The following is a 15,684-nucleotide window of genomic DNA, read 5'->3' as shown; positions in this document are numbered from 1 at the left end:
GGGTATAGAACGGTTTTATCATAATCGCCACAAATGAATTTAAGATCACGCCGCGAGAATTTTTTCAAAAATTCTCGCGGCGTATTTCCCCGAATTATTCACTATAAGCCAGTAATGTTTTCCGGCACAGCTGAGAACGAATACAATCCTCTTGAGTAAAATGGATAACACTGATGGTCTCATCATCTGAAAATCTTTCTAATGCATCCTGTAACCCTGAAACCATCCCAACAGGCAAATCACACTGACTCACATCACCATTTACAATTACTGTCACATTTTCTCCAAGCCGAGTTAGAAACATTTTCATTTGGTTGACAGTAACATTCTGCGCTTCATCCAGGATCACAAATGCATTTTCAAATGTTCTACCCCGCATATAAGCAAAAGGGGCAATTTCTACTTTGCCAATTTCAGGTCGCAGACAATATTGCAGAAATGATCCCCCCATACGTTTTACTAAAACGTCATATACAGGCCGGAAATAAGGAGCAAATTTTTCAGCGATATCTCCGGGCAGAAAACCAAGATCTTCGTCTGCCTGCAATACAGGACGGGTAACAATGATCCTATCGACTTCCTTATTAATCAATGCATCTGCTGCCATTGCCGCACCAATAAAAGTCTTACCACAGCCAGCCTCCCCATTGGCAATAATCAGTTTTTTATAAGTTATAGCGCGCATATAACGATATTGAGTTTCAGTCCGTGGCAAAACTTCCGAAGTATCCCGGTTGTCACGCGCCATACCGATGGCTTCTACGCCGCCGAGTTGCACCAAAGAGGTCACGTTATCATCATCTCGGTAACGTTGATGACGCAAATCCCTTTTCATAATCCGTTTTGCTTCTCGACGTGATTTAATCGCTGCTTTCTGTCTACTCATAGCAGTAGCACCTTATCGTTGTTTTCACCCATGTGGTGGAATATCACCGATACAATAACTATACCTGTTATCTTTCAAGTTGCCTCTTTGTTGGCTGCTTTCTCTCACCCCAGTCACATAGTTATCTATGCTCTTGGGGATTCGTTCACTTGCCGCCGCGCTGCAACTTGAAATCTATTGGGTATACATCATTTCAAAAAGATAATCGCTTCCTTTCAGTTCATTTAAACGGTAATAAAACCACCACACACCCTGCCAGCTCTGATATTATTGCTAGTTCGAATCCCTCCCATTGAAAATCCAGTTAACATCTCTATCATCAACATTATTCGCGATTATTTCTGTTTAGTGAAAACTAACGAATCATTATGACAGTATAATGACAACCTTTAATTTATGACAAGAAAGCCAGAGAGTTTTTATTAAAGAATAATCGACTGTATTATCTGTTTATTTTTCCTTGAAATTTAACTAATGAAATAGCGTAATTTGATATTTACAGTGATGAATATTAATTAATATAAGCTAATCACTTATTAATATAGCGGCTTTTATACAGTAACTGGTTTAGTTTCTACGATATTGATGCATCCTATTACCACCTGGTAAAAAGGAATCTATCTGTCAGCCCCTTCTCCACCAGATGGTAACAATAACATATTACTGATTATAACAGAGCAAAATGATAGTTAATTATCTGTTCTATTAAGTACCCTTACAATTTTGAGCGCGTCGAAAACCAGCATTTTTTGCCTCAGTTTCTGTTTTAAAATAGATAGCATTCTTCTCCATAATCATCTTATACCCCGAACAATGGGAAAAATGATAAATTTTGCTATTATTATTGCCTTTAATTAATCCTGTACGTAGTGTATCTGATGGCGTCAGTTTTTTCCTACTATCTATTTGGTTACTGTTTCCCAACCCCTTTCTTTGCCCTGCTTGTGGAATACCCGCAGCCGAATTCTTATGCCACAACTCCCACTTCTGCTCACCAGTCACAAAAGGATTATGATGTCCCATAATACCAGCAATTCGATTATCTCTCTCCCGTTCCCATTTACTCGGTGGATATTGGCGATCCCAAGCCATGAATAATTGCTGTTGTTGGCGCGACATGGAAAGATTATAGCGATCGTGCATATAAAAATTAATTCGAGCTATCTGGCCTTTTACTGCATCTCGCGGTTCAAATGTTCGAGATTTAAAATCGACGTTACTGGTACACGCGCCATAAGAATTTGGCATATCCTTCGGTAACATCCCATAACTGAAATTACTGCGATCACTATTAACCTCTCCAACCGATGGCGCCAAATTATGCATATCAGATTCCATCGCCCTGAAAACAGGATCTGAAGAAACACAATTCTTTCTCCCTCCGTTTTGCCAACATTGCCGCTGATGACCAAACACCCAAGCAGGAACAATATGTTCCCATTCAATCCGTTCAGCACGGTTCTGTTGTGACCTGACTTGATAACCACACGAAGGAAGAATTGCACGCCCGCCGCTCTTACCTGTCCATTGCCAATGACAGCCACAATAAAGTGTCCCTTCCCCTGACTTAAATTGATCGTGATATACGCGGTGACGTAGTTCAGTTTTAGCTTGCTCAAAGCTCGTGGGAGCGGCAAAAGAAGATAAGGGAGTAATTAAGCTGAAACACCCGATATAAATTACCCCAAAATTAACTTTCTGTTTCAATGGTACACCTTATTTATTCAAAATATCATTTTGATCTTTCCCTTTTATGTTGCCTTATAATCGACCTATAAGACAAACATTGTTTCTCTGCATTTCTTCTTAACCCCTCTTTTAAAGCGAACGGCTATTTAACAAACTAATTGAAATATCATGAAAATCTAGTCTGACAACGCATAATTGATGCTAAAGCGCACAGAAAATAGCGGTTATTACATCATTAAAGCATGACTAATTGGGTATTATTGAATCAACACCTAGATTATGTTTTAGAGAAAGGACAAGAAATAATTATGAATAATCAAATCGAACAGCTGGTAAGAGAGCTATTACAAGTGGCAAAAAAATATGCAAAAAATGAAGATGTAACTATCATTACAAACAACCATTCAGACAATAATCTACAAATTCAGGTCATTATCTCTGATAGAAATGAGTTGGATATTACCCTGAATTCCCTGCCTGAATAAATATTCTGATTAACGGGCCCCCCTTATAATAAAAACTCAGTAACCAAATTCACTATACCCTTCATCCTTCAAGTTGCTGCTTTGTTGGCTGCGTTCATTCACCCCAGTCACATAATTATCTATTCTCCTGGGGATTCATTCACTTGCCGCCGCGCTGCAACTCGAAATCTATTGGGTATATACTATTTCATTTGAAAACGGTTAGAAAAATGCCAATCACGACTATCAAAGTACAAACTAGTCTTACTGGACCTATTTTCTCTTTAAGAATCCCCGCACTGAAAATAACGCCAAAAATCACACTAGTTTCTCTCAGGGCCGAAACCAACGCAGCAGGACTTCTTGAAAGGGCTAGGATAATCAAGCCGTGTGCAACCGACATGACTAGGCCATTGACCATACAAGTGCGTCCATTACGGCTGACATAATCTAACAATCGACGTCTGTTGACAGACGCAGCAAGCACAAACATCAAAATTCCTTCCAGTACAAACAGCCAAAGCACATATGAAAACGGATTACCGCTGAGACGTGCTCCCCGACTATCGAGCAATGTAAACACAGCGATAAAGGTGGCGGTACCGAGCGCAAAGCTAATTGCTCGTCCCTCATGATTATTCGGGAAACCACCGTGGAAAGTCAGCCACATGATCCCTAAAGCAATCGCAACAATTCCCGCAATCTGAGTGAATTCCAGATGAACACCGAGCAAAACAACGGAGATTAACGCCACAAGTAAAGGCGTTGCCCCACGTGCGATGGGGTAAACTTGACTCATGTCTCCATATTTGTAGCCAAGGCTCAAACAAACTCGATATCCAGCATGAAGAGGGGCAGAAATAATAAGGATCTTCCAAGCACTCACATCTATACCAGGCATGAACAAAAGTAATAACGCACAAAGCACACCTGAAGTAGCGGCCATAACGGTAAGAGACAAGAATTTATCTTCATCTTTCTTGACAAAAAGATTCCAACCAGCATGCATGATCGCAGAGACCATGACTAGGCCAAGTGAGATAGGGTCCATATCTTTTATTCCTTGCTAAAAGGCACTTAATTAACTATATCGCTATATTGGATGATCTTGCGGCAATACCACTATCTGGGGAATATTGATATGTTCTGGTTGTGTCATGACCCAGATAATTGTCTGAGCCACATCATTAGCACTTAATGGTCGAGCGATATCTCTTGATACTGAGGGATGTACTATAAGATCACGATGCAATTCAATCTGGACCAGACCTGGAGCAATACATGAAACCTTAACTGCACTTCTTGCAAGTTCAAGACGTAATGCTTCGCATAAAGCTTCGACAGCATGCTTAGTACCCGCATATCCACCAGCACTCTCACGTACTTTATAACCCATAACACTCGTCGTATGGATGAGATGCCCTTTCCCTTCGCGTAAAAAATGCTTCAGGACCGTATAAGTAAACCGAAATGCTGCTTCCACATTGACTCTTACCATAGAACACATTTTGTCAATATCGATCTCATTAATGGTTCCAGTGTGATTAATTCCTGCGTTATTGATCGCAAAGTCGAATCTACCAAATTTCTCCATGGCAGCATCGATTAAAGTGCCTGGAGTCTGCGCATCAGTTAAATCACCCGCAAACCAGCATAAGCTCCCTAACTCCCGCTCTAAAGCACGCAGTCGCGCTTCTCGCCGACCATGTAATACCAAGTTCATTCCATCAGCTGCCAGCCTGCGTGCTAAAGCCATCCCAATACCGCTGGATGCTCCCGTCACAATAGCCACCTTTCCACTGAGTTTAGGTTCCGTAATCATAGCTGCCTTCACTTTTTCCCGTCGTTTGTATGAAGTCTTTCTTCGCATGCCGTTCTAAATGCATTACTGATACAAAGATCTAAGGGTTGATCGTTATCCGCCCATTCAATATGCCACTGAACCCCCATGGTGAAAGCACTTGCTGAACTGAGTGAGATCGCCTCAATCACCTCATCTTCTGCGACAGCTTCTATTGCTATATTCTGCCCAGCCAGTGCAATGCCTTGGCTATGCAGGGAATTAACATCAAAAACACGATTATCGACGCCCTGATCACATAAAAGATATTCCAATAATGTTCCTTCCAAGATTTCTACTGCGTGCCGGGACTCGTATCTCTTCTCGTAAGGCAATGACTTGTCAGAACGATGATCAAGGAACCCTTCCAACGAATAAATCTTATTATGAAGCTCTCCTCCAAATGCAACATTAATCTCTTTCATGGTCTGCAAGCCCTACGGGTAAAATACGTGTAAATTTTCCCTTCTGCCATCGCACACCAACATTACTGGGTGAGCCAGTCAGCAAAACTCCATCTAATCGCGAAATAAGCGAGTTATATCCATCAGGACTATTGGCAATTTCTGGTGTAGCTGGAAGTAATATGGGAACGGCTTTTAGCTGCCTTACAACAAAATCCACATACTTGTGAAACACGGTATGGTGTGGCGTAGGGGGATAATCGCCAAAAGCAATGGACCTTAAACAGCAAGACACTCCAACTATAGGCCGTTTAATCATTAAACCAGGCCCTCGTAGGTTTACCAATAATGCCATAGGCTTTCTTCCTATATTCGATCTCCATTTCTGAATATGCATCAGCCTCTGATCGGAAATACTCATCGATTGAAGCACACGCTGCATTCCCAGAGGGGAAAGAAAGCTCCATTCGAAGAATTTCATGGCTGGCTTCAAATATGCTATCAACAAAATCAATGGTCGCTAATATATATGCCTTTTGGGATTCAGGCGTCGTGCCACAACTAGCCATGATTAACGTGAGAAATCGTTGAAACAACGGCGAATATTCAATATATCGCTTAGCATAAGTAATAATCCATTTTCAGCTGTAGTGGGTGTTACCACACAGATGCGTATATGCTTGAAATTGAGTCACCATATTCTCTCTCGCCATATCTGCGCAGCGAATCCAATCCTTGCTCTCCCAAGCGCCCAATAAATCAAGAAGTACGGAAAAATCAGAAGCCTTCCATCTATACATCAGATATTCAAAACGATGTTTGCCAATTTGCTGACGCAATCCATCAAGTCTATCGACACCACATAGCTCAATGGAATTAAATAATCTATGAATAAAAGCCATGTTACGATTATCCATGTACTTAGTCAGAAGCACGAGTGACCGTACCGCGTAGTCAAAAGTCTCCTGCACCACAGATGCCAATCGTTCAATCTCTTGTATGGTTCTATATCCAATATCCACTTTCACATGACTTCCAGGTATAACCGTGTGAATTAGGAACACCTCATCTTCAGGATTTTTTCCTGTAAGGATAGAGCGGTTCGAACTTAATACTCGGTAGTGTCTTTTTGGCTCAATGTCCTTCTCAAGCAAAAGTTTCTCTGTCACCACATGAACATCTATATCAGAGTAACGGTTACCAATACCTTCAATTAATGATCCCCCTAAAAAAGCCGCATCAGAATCTTTTAGATAGGCATTATCAAAAATAAATTTGAGGGTGAGAACCAACCCACCATTCAACATTTCTACATACTCGTTTTCCACCACACAATTTTTCATTTATAAATCCTTACCAAATTTATAGTCTTGAGAGTTTTGTGCAGCCCACTGAGCGAATACTTCATCGATGGCCTGAGCATCAAGCAGAGCGTGCACACCTTTTATGTCATGTTCAATTAATTCTGCTGCAATAGTCAGCACATCCCATGAATCTCTCTCAAGCCCGTACTCTCGAAAATGCGCTAAAATCTTTGCCAGAGTCATCGGTTGTCCTCGTGAGTAATCTCGCCAGACAGGAGACTGCGCACAACTGGCCGCTGAAAAACGGAGTCGTTGAATCACTTCATTAGGATTAACTGTATGAGCAGAATATTGTGACTCCAATTCAGCTACCGCTCGCGAGCACTGGATAACTAGATCATCTATTGATTGCTCTGTTGACCGACAAGTGTGCAGTAACATGCTAAGTTCAGTTGCATCAAAAAAGATGGAGAGCTCTCTCACCAAATCGGCAGGTTCGTCCGGAGTATGAACGAAGCCAAGCATTCGATTATGCATTCCAAGTACACTATGCAGTTGATCTGCTGTTCGCCGTGCTGCATGAGCAGAGCCCTTTAGACGCCAAAGTTTCACCGCCGTCGGCACCGAAGTTGGGGCACAATCACGTAACATGATCAATATTGATGGACTTTGAGAGTTAACCAAGTTTGTCAGCTCGATTCTGTCTGTAGTGGCCGCATTCCACTGAAATCGCCAAATATGGTGAGCCGCATTGCGCGACAGTTCCACACAAGCGATAGCCACTGGTGCAAAGCTCCGTTGGGCTAAATAGGAAATGACCTGACACGACAGTCTTCTGGCAATTGTCTCTGGCTTCAACAATATGAATGAGTGACCAAAAACGAAACTTCCCACATCCTTTCCGTACAGAGAAAGGATCACTCGCCAAGCCTCTTCAGGTACAAAATCGTTTTTATATGCTCTGATTTTCTCTGACTGCATAGTGAGATGTTCAAGCACATCTGCATATGTAATCACGTTCATTCGTCATCTACCATCTTTGCTAAACGCTCATTTAGTGGATCGAGAACATCATTGAGAGCGGCGACACATTTGACAACGCTCTTGCAACCCGATGATACGACTCATTCGACAACGTTCAGATGTATGTATGCATTTGAGAGTTTGAAGTGTTTTTTCGAAGTCATCATTAACAACGTGATAATCGTGCTCATCTGCATAGGCTAGATCTTGTAGGGCCATCCTTTGTTTGATATGAAGCTCTTGCCCCTGTTCTGTCCCCCTCTTCGAAAGACGATTTATCAGTTCTGATAAGGTCGGAGGCACAATAAATATACCAACCACGTGCTGTCGGAATTGTCTTCGCAAATTAAGATAGAGTTGAGGTGTATAGTCGAATACAAGATCACGCCCAGCCGATATGGCTTCTTGCAGTGGAGCAATTGGTGTTCCATGGACCAGGTAAAAGTCATTATCAATTTTAGCGTGTCCTCTCGCACCGAAGTTAACGTCCTTTGTAGAATTCAATCGACATAATAAGACGCCACCAGGCTGTAAAACCGCTCTTATTCGCCGAATAATACCCAAAGTCTCATCCCAGGAAAAATAGTGCAGCGACAAGCTGGAAATCACCACACTGGTCTTATCTATAGGGAAAGGATCTCGTAAATCCTGGACAAAAAATATAGCCGAAGGAGTACGAACACGCGCGCGCTTAACCATTGCAGAAGATATGTCTATCGCCTTCACTTTTAACCCAGCACGATGAATAATGGCAGTATCGCGCCCGTCTCCACAACCAATTTCTAGCACTTCTGAATCCTTAGTTCGGGCTTGGATAAGTGGCAGCCATCGCTCCAGCCAACAATCTTCCCGTTGTCTGCGCAACAAGGCGAGAAAACCACTCCTAATCAAGCCTTTCATCAGAAACGGGAGAGCGCGCCATTCAAATGTACGAAGCGATTTCATAATTTTCATTGATGACAACAATTTTTTATAAAGGGTATAAGTATGCCATGCCAGCCAGTTAGTGGGTGACTACTGATTGGCTCAGTGTCCGGTTCCTGCTTCAACGGGCGGCCTGACTGTACCCTCCCTCCACAGGCAAGCACGGCATGCCCTGCCGCTAAAATGTTACGGGTGCCGCAGACGCTGCGACTGTGCTACTGTGGGTTCGAGTCTGAATTTATAGGCTTTCAGGATGAGCATGGCATTCAATATGTCGTCATTTTGTTCGCTATCCTACGGCATATCTGGTTAATTTCAATGCAAAAATACAAATTTTGCGGGTTCATGCGGTGATGCGCCGTTGGAAGGGGTTAAACAATATATTCAGCATCAGCGTGGCTGATGATTCTTCGGGCTTTCCGAGCCCGTCCACATTCCCCTCCCGCCTTATGTCGGCGGGAGTACCCTTTAGAGGAAAAGATGGACTGAGTGAAAAGACAAAGGTACAGACTGGTAAATTCTTTTATTCTGGAGAGCCCATCAAGAGACAAATTACCGCGTTGAAATTCTCCATCCACTTGTATACCGCCAGTAAGTACCCTCATTTTAAAAGCAGACTGCATGGCTTTAAGCAAGGTAGCCGTCAGTAAAAGTTATTCTTTTTCTGTCAACAAAAGCCTATAAAGTACCCCGCCAATAATCCCGCCAATAATCGGCATCACCCAAAATAGCCATAGCTGCTCTAAAGCCCAAGTACCTTGGAATATAGCGGAAGCAGTACTTCGTGCAGGGTTGATTGAGGTGTTTGTGACAGGAATGCTAATTAAATGAATGACAGTCAACGCCAAACCTATTGCTAATGGCGCAAAACCTACAGGTGCGCGTTTATCTGTTGCACCAATAATGACTATCAGGAAAATTGCCGTCAAAACAACTTCTGCAACAATAGCTGACTGAAGCGAAAAACCACCAGGTGAATGCTCGCCAAAACCATTGGCTGCAAAATCACTAGCTGTCGCATCAAAACCAGCTTGCCCAGAAGCAATAACATATAACACTGCCGCCGCAAGAATACCGCCTATGACTTGAGAAATAATATATGGAATGATTTCTGCTGCTCTGAAACGACCACCAGCCCAAAGACCAATTGTCACTGCGGGATTGAAATGTCCCCCAGAAATATGCCCTACTGCATATATCATAGTCAAAACGGCTAAACCACATGCTAAAGCGACACCAATAAAACCAACACCTAATTCAGGAAATCCGGCAGCCAATACCGCACTACCACATCCGCCAAAAACCAAAACGAACGTTCCAAATAATTCAGCTGCTAATTTTCTTAACATGTTTTGTCCTCATCCAGTCATTAAAAAGCTACCTTGCTAAAATTAACTATAGCCAATAAATTAAAATCATGCTTATTTTTACTATAAACTCATAAATCGCCAATTTATGCAGTACTGCTGCATGAAACTCACTTTAAACATGGCATTCCATGCAACATTAATCCTGTGTAGATCCATTTTTTGGTGAAAACTGGATAACCTAAAATTAATGATCCTTAGAATAATTTCAATATTCCGTTTTAAAATGAAAAAATCCGGTGCATAAAACATAGGCACCAGATTATCACATTGATACAGGTCTTAAACGATGGGTACTATACCCGTTATCTTTCAAGTTGCCTCTTTGTTGGCTGCACTCACTCACCCCGGTCACATAGTTATCTATGCTCCCGAGGATTCGCTCCCTGGCCGTCGCGATGCATCTTGAAATCTATTGGGTATATACAATAAATGATTTTCTCATTACTGAATAAACAACTCATCTGACTACTAAAACTGAAATATTTGCATATCCGACAATCGCTGAAGCATTTGAGCCTAATAAATGGGTAGAAATGTTAGGCCGTCTGGAACCAATGATAATTAAATCTGCATTAATCTCACCAGCTGTCGATAATACTTTATCCCTTGGTGAACCAAAGGCTACAGAGAAAGATACCCGTTCCTTGGGTAAATCTATTTTTTCAGCAACTTTTGCCAACTCCTCTTCGGATCTAGCAATAGATTTCTTGGCAAAAGAGTTGAGCAAATCATAATGATAACTATAACTAATTGAAAATCTTGATATATCAGGGATAGAATGGAAAAGATGTATATTCGCATTAGACAACTTAGCCAAATACTCTGCATGCATAATCGCTTTATCGGTCAATTCATCCTCTGAAATTTCTACCGGTACTAAAATAGTCTTGTACATATGCACTCCTATATTTATATACCAAACCGAACTACTTCATTGAGTATATGAGATATTCCATTATTTGCTGTGAGTTGTTTAACTAAATCAAATAAATTATGCCATAACACCTTCTTTTCAATCATTCAGAGTCAAGATGCCATTTATGTAAAATTCGGTGAATAAAAGGTGTTACGACCAGTCCCAAAGTGATAAAGAACACACTTTCCAGAAATAGCCCGTATATAGCAATAAAATATTTACCGGATAAACTGACAGGAGCAGGATCTAATCCCTGTGAGCCAAGCATAGACAAAGCGTTTAGCAAAGATTCAGAAAATGAGTGCCCTTCTATCAGATAAAACCCCAATACACCCGGAATTATCCCAATAAAGAAAAATGTTGCCGCAATAAGATAAAAACGGGCCACTCGCCATAAAAAATGATCCAAACGAATCAGTTTTTCAGTAAATTTTTCCATAATGAATTCACCCTCAACACTTCTATATCAAATCTCAATGAAAATGAAGTCAATTAAAAACATACCAATACAGCTTTAACCTATTGATATATTATGGTAAGCCATCCGAAGATGGCCTACCAAGTTATCAATTAAATTTTTACTATACCCGTCATCTTTCAAGTTGCCTCTTTGTTGGCTGCACTCACTCATCCCAGTCACATAGTCATCTATGCTCTTGGGGATTCGCTCCCTTGCCGTCGCGATGCATCTTGAAATCCATAGGGTATATACCCGTCATCTTTCAAGTTGCTGCTTTATTGGCTGCTTTCACTCACCCCAGTCACAGAGTTATTTATGCTCCTGGGGACTCGTTCACTTGCCGCCACACTGCGGCTCGAAATCGATCAGGTATATTCTATCTAACTACCAAAACAGAAGTTTTCGAATATTTGACAACACCTGCTGCATTAGATCCCAGTAAATGAGTGGAGATATTGGGCCTCCTTGAGCCAATAACAATAAGGTCAGCACTAATTTCTATAGCAGTTTCTATTATTTCATCTCTCGGAGAACCAAAAGCAATAGAATAAGATAATTTCTCATCAGGAAAATCTATTGTATCAAGCAGCATCTTTAAATCATTCTCTGCTTTAATTGTCGCTTTATCCTTAATTTCTTCATATCCCAGTGAATATGCATTAACAATCGCTGATGAGATTGGTAACACATGAAGAATATGAAGCTTCGCGCCTGTTTTGTTAGCTAAAGACAGAGCATGCTTAACCGCCTTGCTCGTTAGTTCATCTTCTGAAATATCTACCGGTACTAAAATAGTTTTGTACATATGCACTCTCCTATATTTACATACCAAACCCGACGACTACACTTAGTATACTCAATATTTTATTGATTACTATTAGTTATTGAACCAAATGAAAACAATGACAAACAACAAGAAAAAACACTTATATTTCATATTGATGAGATCTATAATCAATGCTTCTCTCATCGCATTTCAGCTTATAAAATAAAAAATTAATCTTCATTATAATAATGAAATTATTACTACTTGTCATCAAAGCATATCAAAAATTTTTCTGTACAAGAAAAAATTAAGTTCCTTTATTCAATATATTATTTATCTCTTACAAAAAATTAATATCCAAAATACTTTTCATACATAATTTTCATTTAACATTCTTAATAAAACAGAAGCCATTTATCGCAGTAAATACCATTGAATATCTATATTGAACAGCAAAATCAATTATGAATTAAAATATCTTTTCACAGGCTGAAAAAGAAAAATATTTTCAACCATAGTACTATTTAATCAACAAGCTCAATAACAAGTTCTCTGACAATAGAACATTAAGTCTAATTTTCCCTGTACCTTCTTACTCATGGCTTTAAAATCGAAAGTTTTAGAGCAGAACTTTTAAACATGCCACTTCTGTTACCAGGACGTCAGTATCAATCAATGGGATGAAATCAATTTTAATCATGTCATTACTAAAGAATTAATTACGTAATGAAAATAATAGACATATCATATGATTTACCCCTTATTCTCCTGTATTTAATAAATAACTCTACAAAAATAAATGTTAATTTTTTGTTAAATATCTTATTGTGTAAATATTTATGTAGTTATTAATTCCATTATAATCAAAATATACAGAATATTTTTGTCACGAATAAATAATACATACAACTATATAAGACAATTCCCTTTTGTCTTTGAAAGATATAAGTATAATGTCCACATTCCGGATGAGTTTTTAGGAAAAATACCCTATTCTATTGTTTTATATAGTCTTTATTAAAAAATCAAAAAATAGATTACTGAGGTTAACTCTTCTGAAGCAGATTTAATACACACACAGTATCAATAAAGCTCATTATATGAGCATAGAGCCAATTGGAGACACTTTTTTGATTAATGTTTTGTTAGTCGATGATCATGAATTGGTCAGGGTTGGTGTAAAACGTATTCTTGATGACGTGAAAGGGATAACAGTTGCCGGAGAAGTCAACTGTGGTGAAGAGGCGATAAAATGGTGCCGAGTGAATAAAGCAGATATCGTATTAATGGACATGAATATGCCCGGTATCGGCGGCCTGGAAGCAACAAAAAGAATCTTGCGTTATTGTCCCGATATCCGCGTCATTATGTTGACTATCTATACCGAAAACCCCTTACCAATCAAGGTAATGCAAGCTGGAGCCAGAGGGTATCTCAGTAAAGCCTCTACCCCTCAAGATATGATTAACGCGATCCGTACTGTTAATGCGGGTCAACGCTATATAGCTCCCGATATTGCACAACAGATGGCACTGAGTCAGATTAACCCACAAAAAGATAATCCATTAAGTTGCCTGTCTGATCGCGAATTACAGATTATGCTGATGATCACAAAGGGACAAAAGGTCAGTGATATCTCCGAGCAACTTAATCTCAGCCCGAAAACCGTCAATAGCTATCGCTACAGAATGTTTAGTAAACTAAATATCGGTGGTGATGTAGAATTAACACATATGGCAATACGCTATGGGCTGTTCGACACAGAGAGTCTATTAAATAGTGACGGAACAATTTGATTCAAAAGCATTTTTAAAAACAGTAACCAGTCAGCCTGGTGTTTATCGAATGTATGACACCTCGGGAACGGTTATTTATGTCGGTAAAGCCAAGGATTTAAAAAAGCGGCTTTCCAGTTATTTTCGGGCGCGAGTCGCCAGCCGCAAAACTGAATCTTTGGTCAAAAATATTACTCAAATAGACGTTACTGTCACTCATACAGAAACAGAAGCGCTGCTATTAGAACATAATTACATCAAGCTTCATCAGCCCCGATATAACGTTTTGCTGCGAGACGACAAATCTTATCCTTATATTTTCCTCAGCACAGATAACCATCCCCGGCTGGCAATACATCGGGGAGCCAAACATTCTAAGGGCGAATACTTTGGCCCATTCCCAAATTCTCATGCCGTGCGTGAATCCTTAATCTTGTTGCAAAAACTTTTTCCGATCCGCCAATGTGAAGATAGTGTCTACCGCAATCGCTCCCGCCCATGTCTTCAATATCAAATTGGTCGCTGTCTTGGGCCTTGCGTTAAAGGATTAGTAAGTGAAGAAGAATATCAGCAACAGGTTGATTACATTCGTCTATTTCTTTCAGGCAAAGATCAACAAGTTTTAACCCAATTAATTAATCGAATGGAAGAAGCAAGTCAGCAACTAAAATTCGAAGATGCTGCAAAATATCGTGATCAGATTCTGGCTGTTCGTCAGGTCACTGAGAGACAATTTGTTTCAGGAACAGACGATGATTTGGATGTCATAAGCATTGCATTTGAAGCAGGAATGGCTTGTTTACATGTGCTATTTATACGCCAAGGTAAAGTGTTGGGTAGCCGCAGCTATTACCCTAAAATACCTACTGGGACAGAGCTTAACGAGATTGTACAAACATTTCTTGGTCAATTTTATTTACAAGGTAGCCAAAACCGAACTTTGCCATCAGAAATTTTGCTAGATTTTGCTCTGCAAGAAAAAGAAATTCTGTCCGATTCTTTATCTGAAATATCCGGTCGAAAAATTCATATTCAAACCCGACCTCGTGGGGACAGAGCCCGTTATCTGAAACTCGCCCGCACAAACGCTGCAACAGCTCTGGTTACTCGCTTATCTCAACAATCAACTATTCACCAAAGATTAGAATCTCTCGCTAAATTAGTTAATTTGGCAAAAATTCAAAGAATGGAATGTTTTGATATCAGTCACACTATGGGGGAACAAACTGTTGCATCTTGTGTTGTTTTTGATAGCAATGGCCCACTACGTTCTGAATATCGGCGCTATAATATAAGTGGTATTACTCCTGGTGATGATTACGCAGCCATGAATCAAGTATTGCGCCGTCGGTACGGTAAAGCATTAGATGAGTCAAAAATTCCCGACATTATTTTTATTGATGGCGGTAAAGGACAATTAACTCAGGCAATCAATGTATTCCAATCTCTTGAAGTTGAATGGGATAAAACACGTCCTCAATTGATCAGTGTTGCGAAAGGAAGCGATCGCAAAGCAGGGCTTGAAACGCTATTTTTTGCTACTGGAAGTGAAAGTATGGCATTGCCACCGGACTCTCCTGCCCTGCATGTTATTCAGCATATCCGTGACGAATCACACCATCATGCGATAACAGGGCACAGACAGCGTAGAACTAAAGTTAAAAATACCAGTATCCTGGAATCTATTGAAGGAGTTGGCCCAAAACGCCGGCAAATGTTACTAAAATATATGGGAGGTTTGCAGCCTTTGCGCAACGCAAATGTTGAAGAGATCGCAAAAATACCGACTATTTCTTATGCATTAGCAGAAAAAATTCATAATGCATTGAAACACTAAGTGCATTGATGCACCATACTTATAAA

General features: G+C 40.2%; 18 protein-coding genes and 2 pseudogenes. 4 read left to right on the top strand and 16 right to left on the bottom strand.

From position 1 onward, the window contains the following. Positions 1–94 precede the first annotated feature (94 nt). Together phoH and BDD30_RS18295 are read right to left on the bottom strand one after the other, a co-directional pair. The gene (gene phoH / locus BDD30_RS18300) at positions 95–886 is read right to left on the bottom strand and encodes a phosphate starvation-inducible protein PhoH (protein ID WP_015834687.1); all 792 of its coding nucleotides are present in this window, start codon (positions 884–886) and stop codon (positions 95–97) included. A 705-nt stretch (positions 887–1,591) separates the two neighbouring features. Further along, complete coding sequence (locus BDD30_RS18295; RefSeq protein WP_015834688.1) at positions 1,592–2,593, bottom strand: endonuclease; 1,002 nt, start codon at positions 2,591–2,593, stop codon at positions 1,592–1,594. 290 nt (positions 2,594–2,883) lie between these two features. Between BDD30_RS18295 and BDD30_RS18290 the strand changes: the two genes are divergently transcribed. Next, positions 2,884–3,060 (top strand): hypothetical protein, encoded by a 177-nt coding sequence (locus BDD30_RS18290; protein WP_197535134.1) that lies wholly within the window; start codon positions 2,884–2,886, stop codon positions 3,058–3,060. Positions 3,061–3,247: 187 nt separating this feature from the next. Here BDD30_RS18290 and BDD30_RS18285 read toward each other — a convergent pair whose 3' ends face one another. From BDD30_RS18285 to BDD30_RS18255, 9 genes and pseudogenes are all read right to left on the bottom strand, one after another. Continuing rightward, positions 3,248–4,090 carry an EamA family transporter gene (locus BDD30_RS18285; RefSeq protein WP_015834689.1) on the bottom strand — a complete coding sequence of 281 codons (843 nt, stop codon included), beginning with the start codon at positions 4,088–4,090 and terminating at the stop codon, positions 3,248–3,250. Positions 4,091–4,132: 42 nt separating this feature from the next. Beyond that, positions 4,133–4,861 (bottom strand): SDR family oxidoreductase, encoded by a 729-nt coding sequence (locus BDD30_RS18280; RefSeq protein WP_015834690.1) that lies wholly within the window; start codon positions 4,859–4,861, stop codon positions 4,133–4,135. 8 nt (positions 4,862–4,869) lie between these two features. Beyond that, positions 4,870–5,304, bottom strand: a complete 435-nt coding sequence (locus BDD30_RS24800; protein WP_015834691.1) for a gamma-glutamyl-gamma-aminobutyrate hydrolase family protein — start codon at positions 5,302–5,304, stop codon at positions 4,870–4,872. Then, a complete protein-coding gene (locus BDD30_RS24795) occupies positions 5,291–5,764 on the bottom strand; it encodes a gamma-glutamyl-gamma-aminobutyrate hydrolase family protein (RefSeq protein WP_197535135.1) in 474 nt (157 codons plus the stop codon). Before BDD30_RS24795 ends, BDD30_RS24800 begins: the two co-directional genes overlap by 14 nt. Before the next feature lie 160 nt (positions 5,765–5,924). Next, positions 5,925–6,626, bottom strand: a complete 702-nt coding sequence (locus tag BDD30_RS18270; protein WP_015834693.1) for a hypothetical protein — start codon at positions 6,624–6,626, stop codon at positions 5,925–5,927. Beyond that, on the bottom strand, positions 6,627–7,610 hold the full coding sequence (locus BDD30_RS18265; RefSeq protein WP_015834694.1) for a nucleoside-diphosphate kinase: 984 nt from the start codon (positions 7,608–7,610) through the stop codon (positions 6,627–6,629). It lies immediately after the preceding gene. 48 nt (positions 7,611–7,658) lie between these two features. Continuing rightward, positions 7,659–8,477: a methyltransferase domain-containing protein gene (locus BDD30_RS18260; protein ID WP_197535136.1), complete on the bottom strand. Its 819-nt coding sequence runs from the start codon at positions 8,475–8,477 to the stop codon at positions 7,659–7,661. Between the two features lie 83 nt (positions 8,478–8,560). Then, positions 8,561–8,737 (bottom strand): annotated as a pseudogene (locus BDD30_RS24345) (hypothetical protein); the annotation flags it as partial. After that, the gene (locus tag BDD30_RS18255) at positions 8,721–8,795 is read right to left on the bottom strand and encodes a helix-turn-helix domain-containing protein (protein WP_231849234.1); all 75 of its coding nucleotides are present in this window, start codon (positions 8,793–8,795) and stop codon (positions 8,721–8,723) included. The pseudogene BDD30_RS24345 and the gene BDD30_RS18255, both read right to left, overlap by 17 nt. A gap of 73 nt (positions 8,796–8,868) precedes the next feature. Between BDD30_RS18255 and BDD30_RS18250 the strand changes: the two are divergent. After that, positions 8,869–8,937 (top strand): annotated as a pseudogene (locus BDD30_RS18250) (IS200/IS605 family transposase); the annotation flags it as partial. A 250-nt stretch (positions 8,938–9,187) separates the two neighbouring features. On the opposite strand, the gene aqpZ reads toward BDD30_RS18250, so the two are convergent. From aqpZ to BDD30_RS18225, 5 genes are all read right to left on the bottom strand, one after another. Next, positions 9,188–9,883 carry an aquaporin Z gene (gene aqpZ / locus BDD30_RS18245; RefSeq protein WP_015834696.1) on the bottom strand — a complete coding sequence of 232 codons (696 nt, stop codon included), beginning with the start codon at positions 9,881–9,883 and terminating at the stop codon, positions 9,188–9,190. 478 nt (positions 9,884–10,361) lie between these two features. Then, positions 10,362–10,799, bottom strand: coding sequence for a universal stress protein (locus BDD30_RS18240; protein ID WP_041381962.1), 438 nt, complete (start codon positions 10,797–10,799; stop codon positions 10,362–10,364). 121 nt (positions 10,800–10,920) lie between these two features. Then, a complete protein-coding gene (locus BDD30_RS18235) occupies positions 10,921–11,259 on the bottom strand; it encodes a hypothetical protein (protein ID WP_015834699.1) in 339 nt (112 codons plus the stop codon). Between the two features lie 75 nt (positions 11,260–11,334). Continuing rightward, a complete protein-coding gene (locus tag BDD30_RS24790) occupies positions 11,335–11,460 on the bottom strand; it encodes a hypothetical protein (protein ID WP_282958052.1) in 126 nt (41 codons plus the stop codon). A 196-nt stretch (positions 11,461–11,656) separates the two neighbouring features. Continuing rightward, positions 11,657–12,085, bottom strand: coding sequence for a universal stress protein (locus BDD30_RS18225; RefSeq protein WP_015834700.1), 429 nt, complete (start codon positions 12,083–12,085; stop codon positions 11,657–11,659). 1,091 nt (positions 12,086–13,176) lie between these two features. Here BDD30_RS18225 and uvrY point away from each other — a divergent pair. After that, positions 13,177–13,842, top strand: a complete 666-nt coding sequence (gene uvrY, locus BDD30_RS18220) for a UvrY/SirA/GacA family response regulator transcription factor (protein ID WP_041381964.1) — start codon at positions 13,177–13,179, stop codon at positions 13,840–13,842. Then, entirely contained in the window at positions 13,826–15,658 is a 1,833-nt protein-coding gene (gene uvrC, locus BDD30_RS18215; protein WP_015834702.1) for an excinuclease ABC subunit UvrC, read from the top strand. Before uvrY ends, uvrC begins: the two co-directional genes overlap by 17 nt. Positions 15,659–15,684 lie beyond the last annotated feature (26 nt).

This window comes from Photorhabdus asymbiotica (assembly GCF_003634575.1).
GTDB classification, from domain to species: Bacteria; Pseudomonadota; Gammaproteobacteria; order Enterobacterales; family Enterobacteriaceae; genus Photorhabdus; species Photorhabdus asymbiotica.
This window is presented reverse-complemented; position numbering and strand designations above follow the sequence as displayed.

What these genes read in the sequence shown, in the direction of transcription:
- BDD30_RS18240 (WP_041381962.1), bottom strand. Translation starts at nt 10,799, where the DNA reads ATGTACAAGACTATTTTAGTACCGGTAGAAATTTCAGAGGATGAATTG.
- BDD30_RS18235 (WP_015834699.1), bottom strand. Translation starts at nt 11,259, where the DNA reads ATGGAAAAATTTACTGAAAAACTGATTCGTTTGGATCATTTTTTATGG.
- BDD30_RS18225 (WP_015834700.1), bottom strand. Translation starts at nt 12,085, where the DNA reads ATGTACAAAACTATTTTAGTACCGGTAGATATTTCAGAAGATGAACTA.
- BDD30_RS18290 (WP_197535134.1), top strand. Translation starts at nt 2,884, where the DNA reads ATGAATAATCAAATCGAACAGCTGGTAAGAGAGCTATTACAAGTGGCA.
- BDD30_RS18265 (WP_015834694.1), bottom strand. Translation starts at nt 7,610, where the DNA reads ATGAACGTGATTACATATGCAGATGTGCTTGAACATCTCACTATGCAG.
- aqpZ (WP_015834696.1), bottom strand. Translation starts at nt 9,883, where the DNA reads ATGTTAAGAAAATTAGCAGCTGAATTATTTGGAACGTTCGTTTTGGTT.
- BDD30_RS18270 (WP_015834693.1), bottom strand. Translation starts at nt 6,626, where the DNA reads ATGAAAAATTGTGTGGTGGAAAACGAGTATGTAGAAATGTTGAATGGT.
- phoH (WP_015834687.1), bottom strand. Translation starts at nt 886, where the DNA reads ATGAGTAGACAGAAAGCAGCGATTAAATCACGTCGAGAAGCAAAACGG.
- BDD30_RS18285 (WP_015834689.1), bottom strand. Translation starts at nt 4,090, where the DNA reads ATGGACCCTATCTCACTTGGCCTAGTCATGGTCTCTGCGATCATGCAT.
- BDD30_RS18280 (WP_015834690.1), bottom strand. Translation starts at nt 4,861, where the DNA reads ATGATTACGGAACCTAAACTCAGTGGAAAGGTGGCTATTGTGACGGGA.
- BDD30_RS24800 (WP_015834691.1), bottom strand. Translation starts at nt 5,304, where the DNA reads ATGAAAGAGATTAATGTTGCATTTGGAGGAGAGCTTCATAATAAGATT.
- BDD30_RS24795 (WP_197535135.1), bottom strand. Translation starts at nt 5,764, where the DNA reads ATGAAATTCTTCGAATGGAGCTTTCTTTCCCCTCTGGGAATGCAGCGT.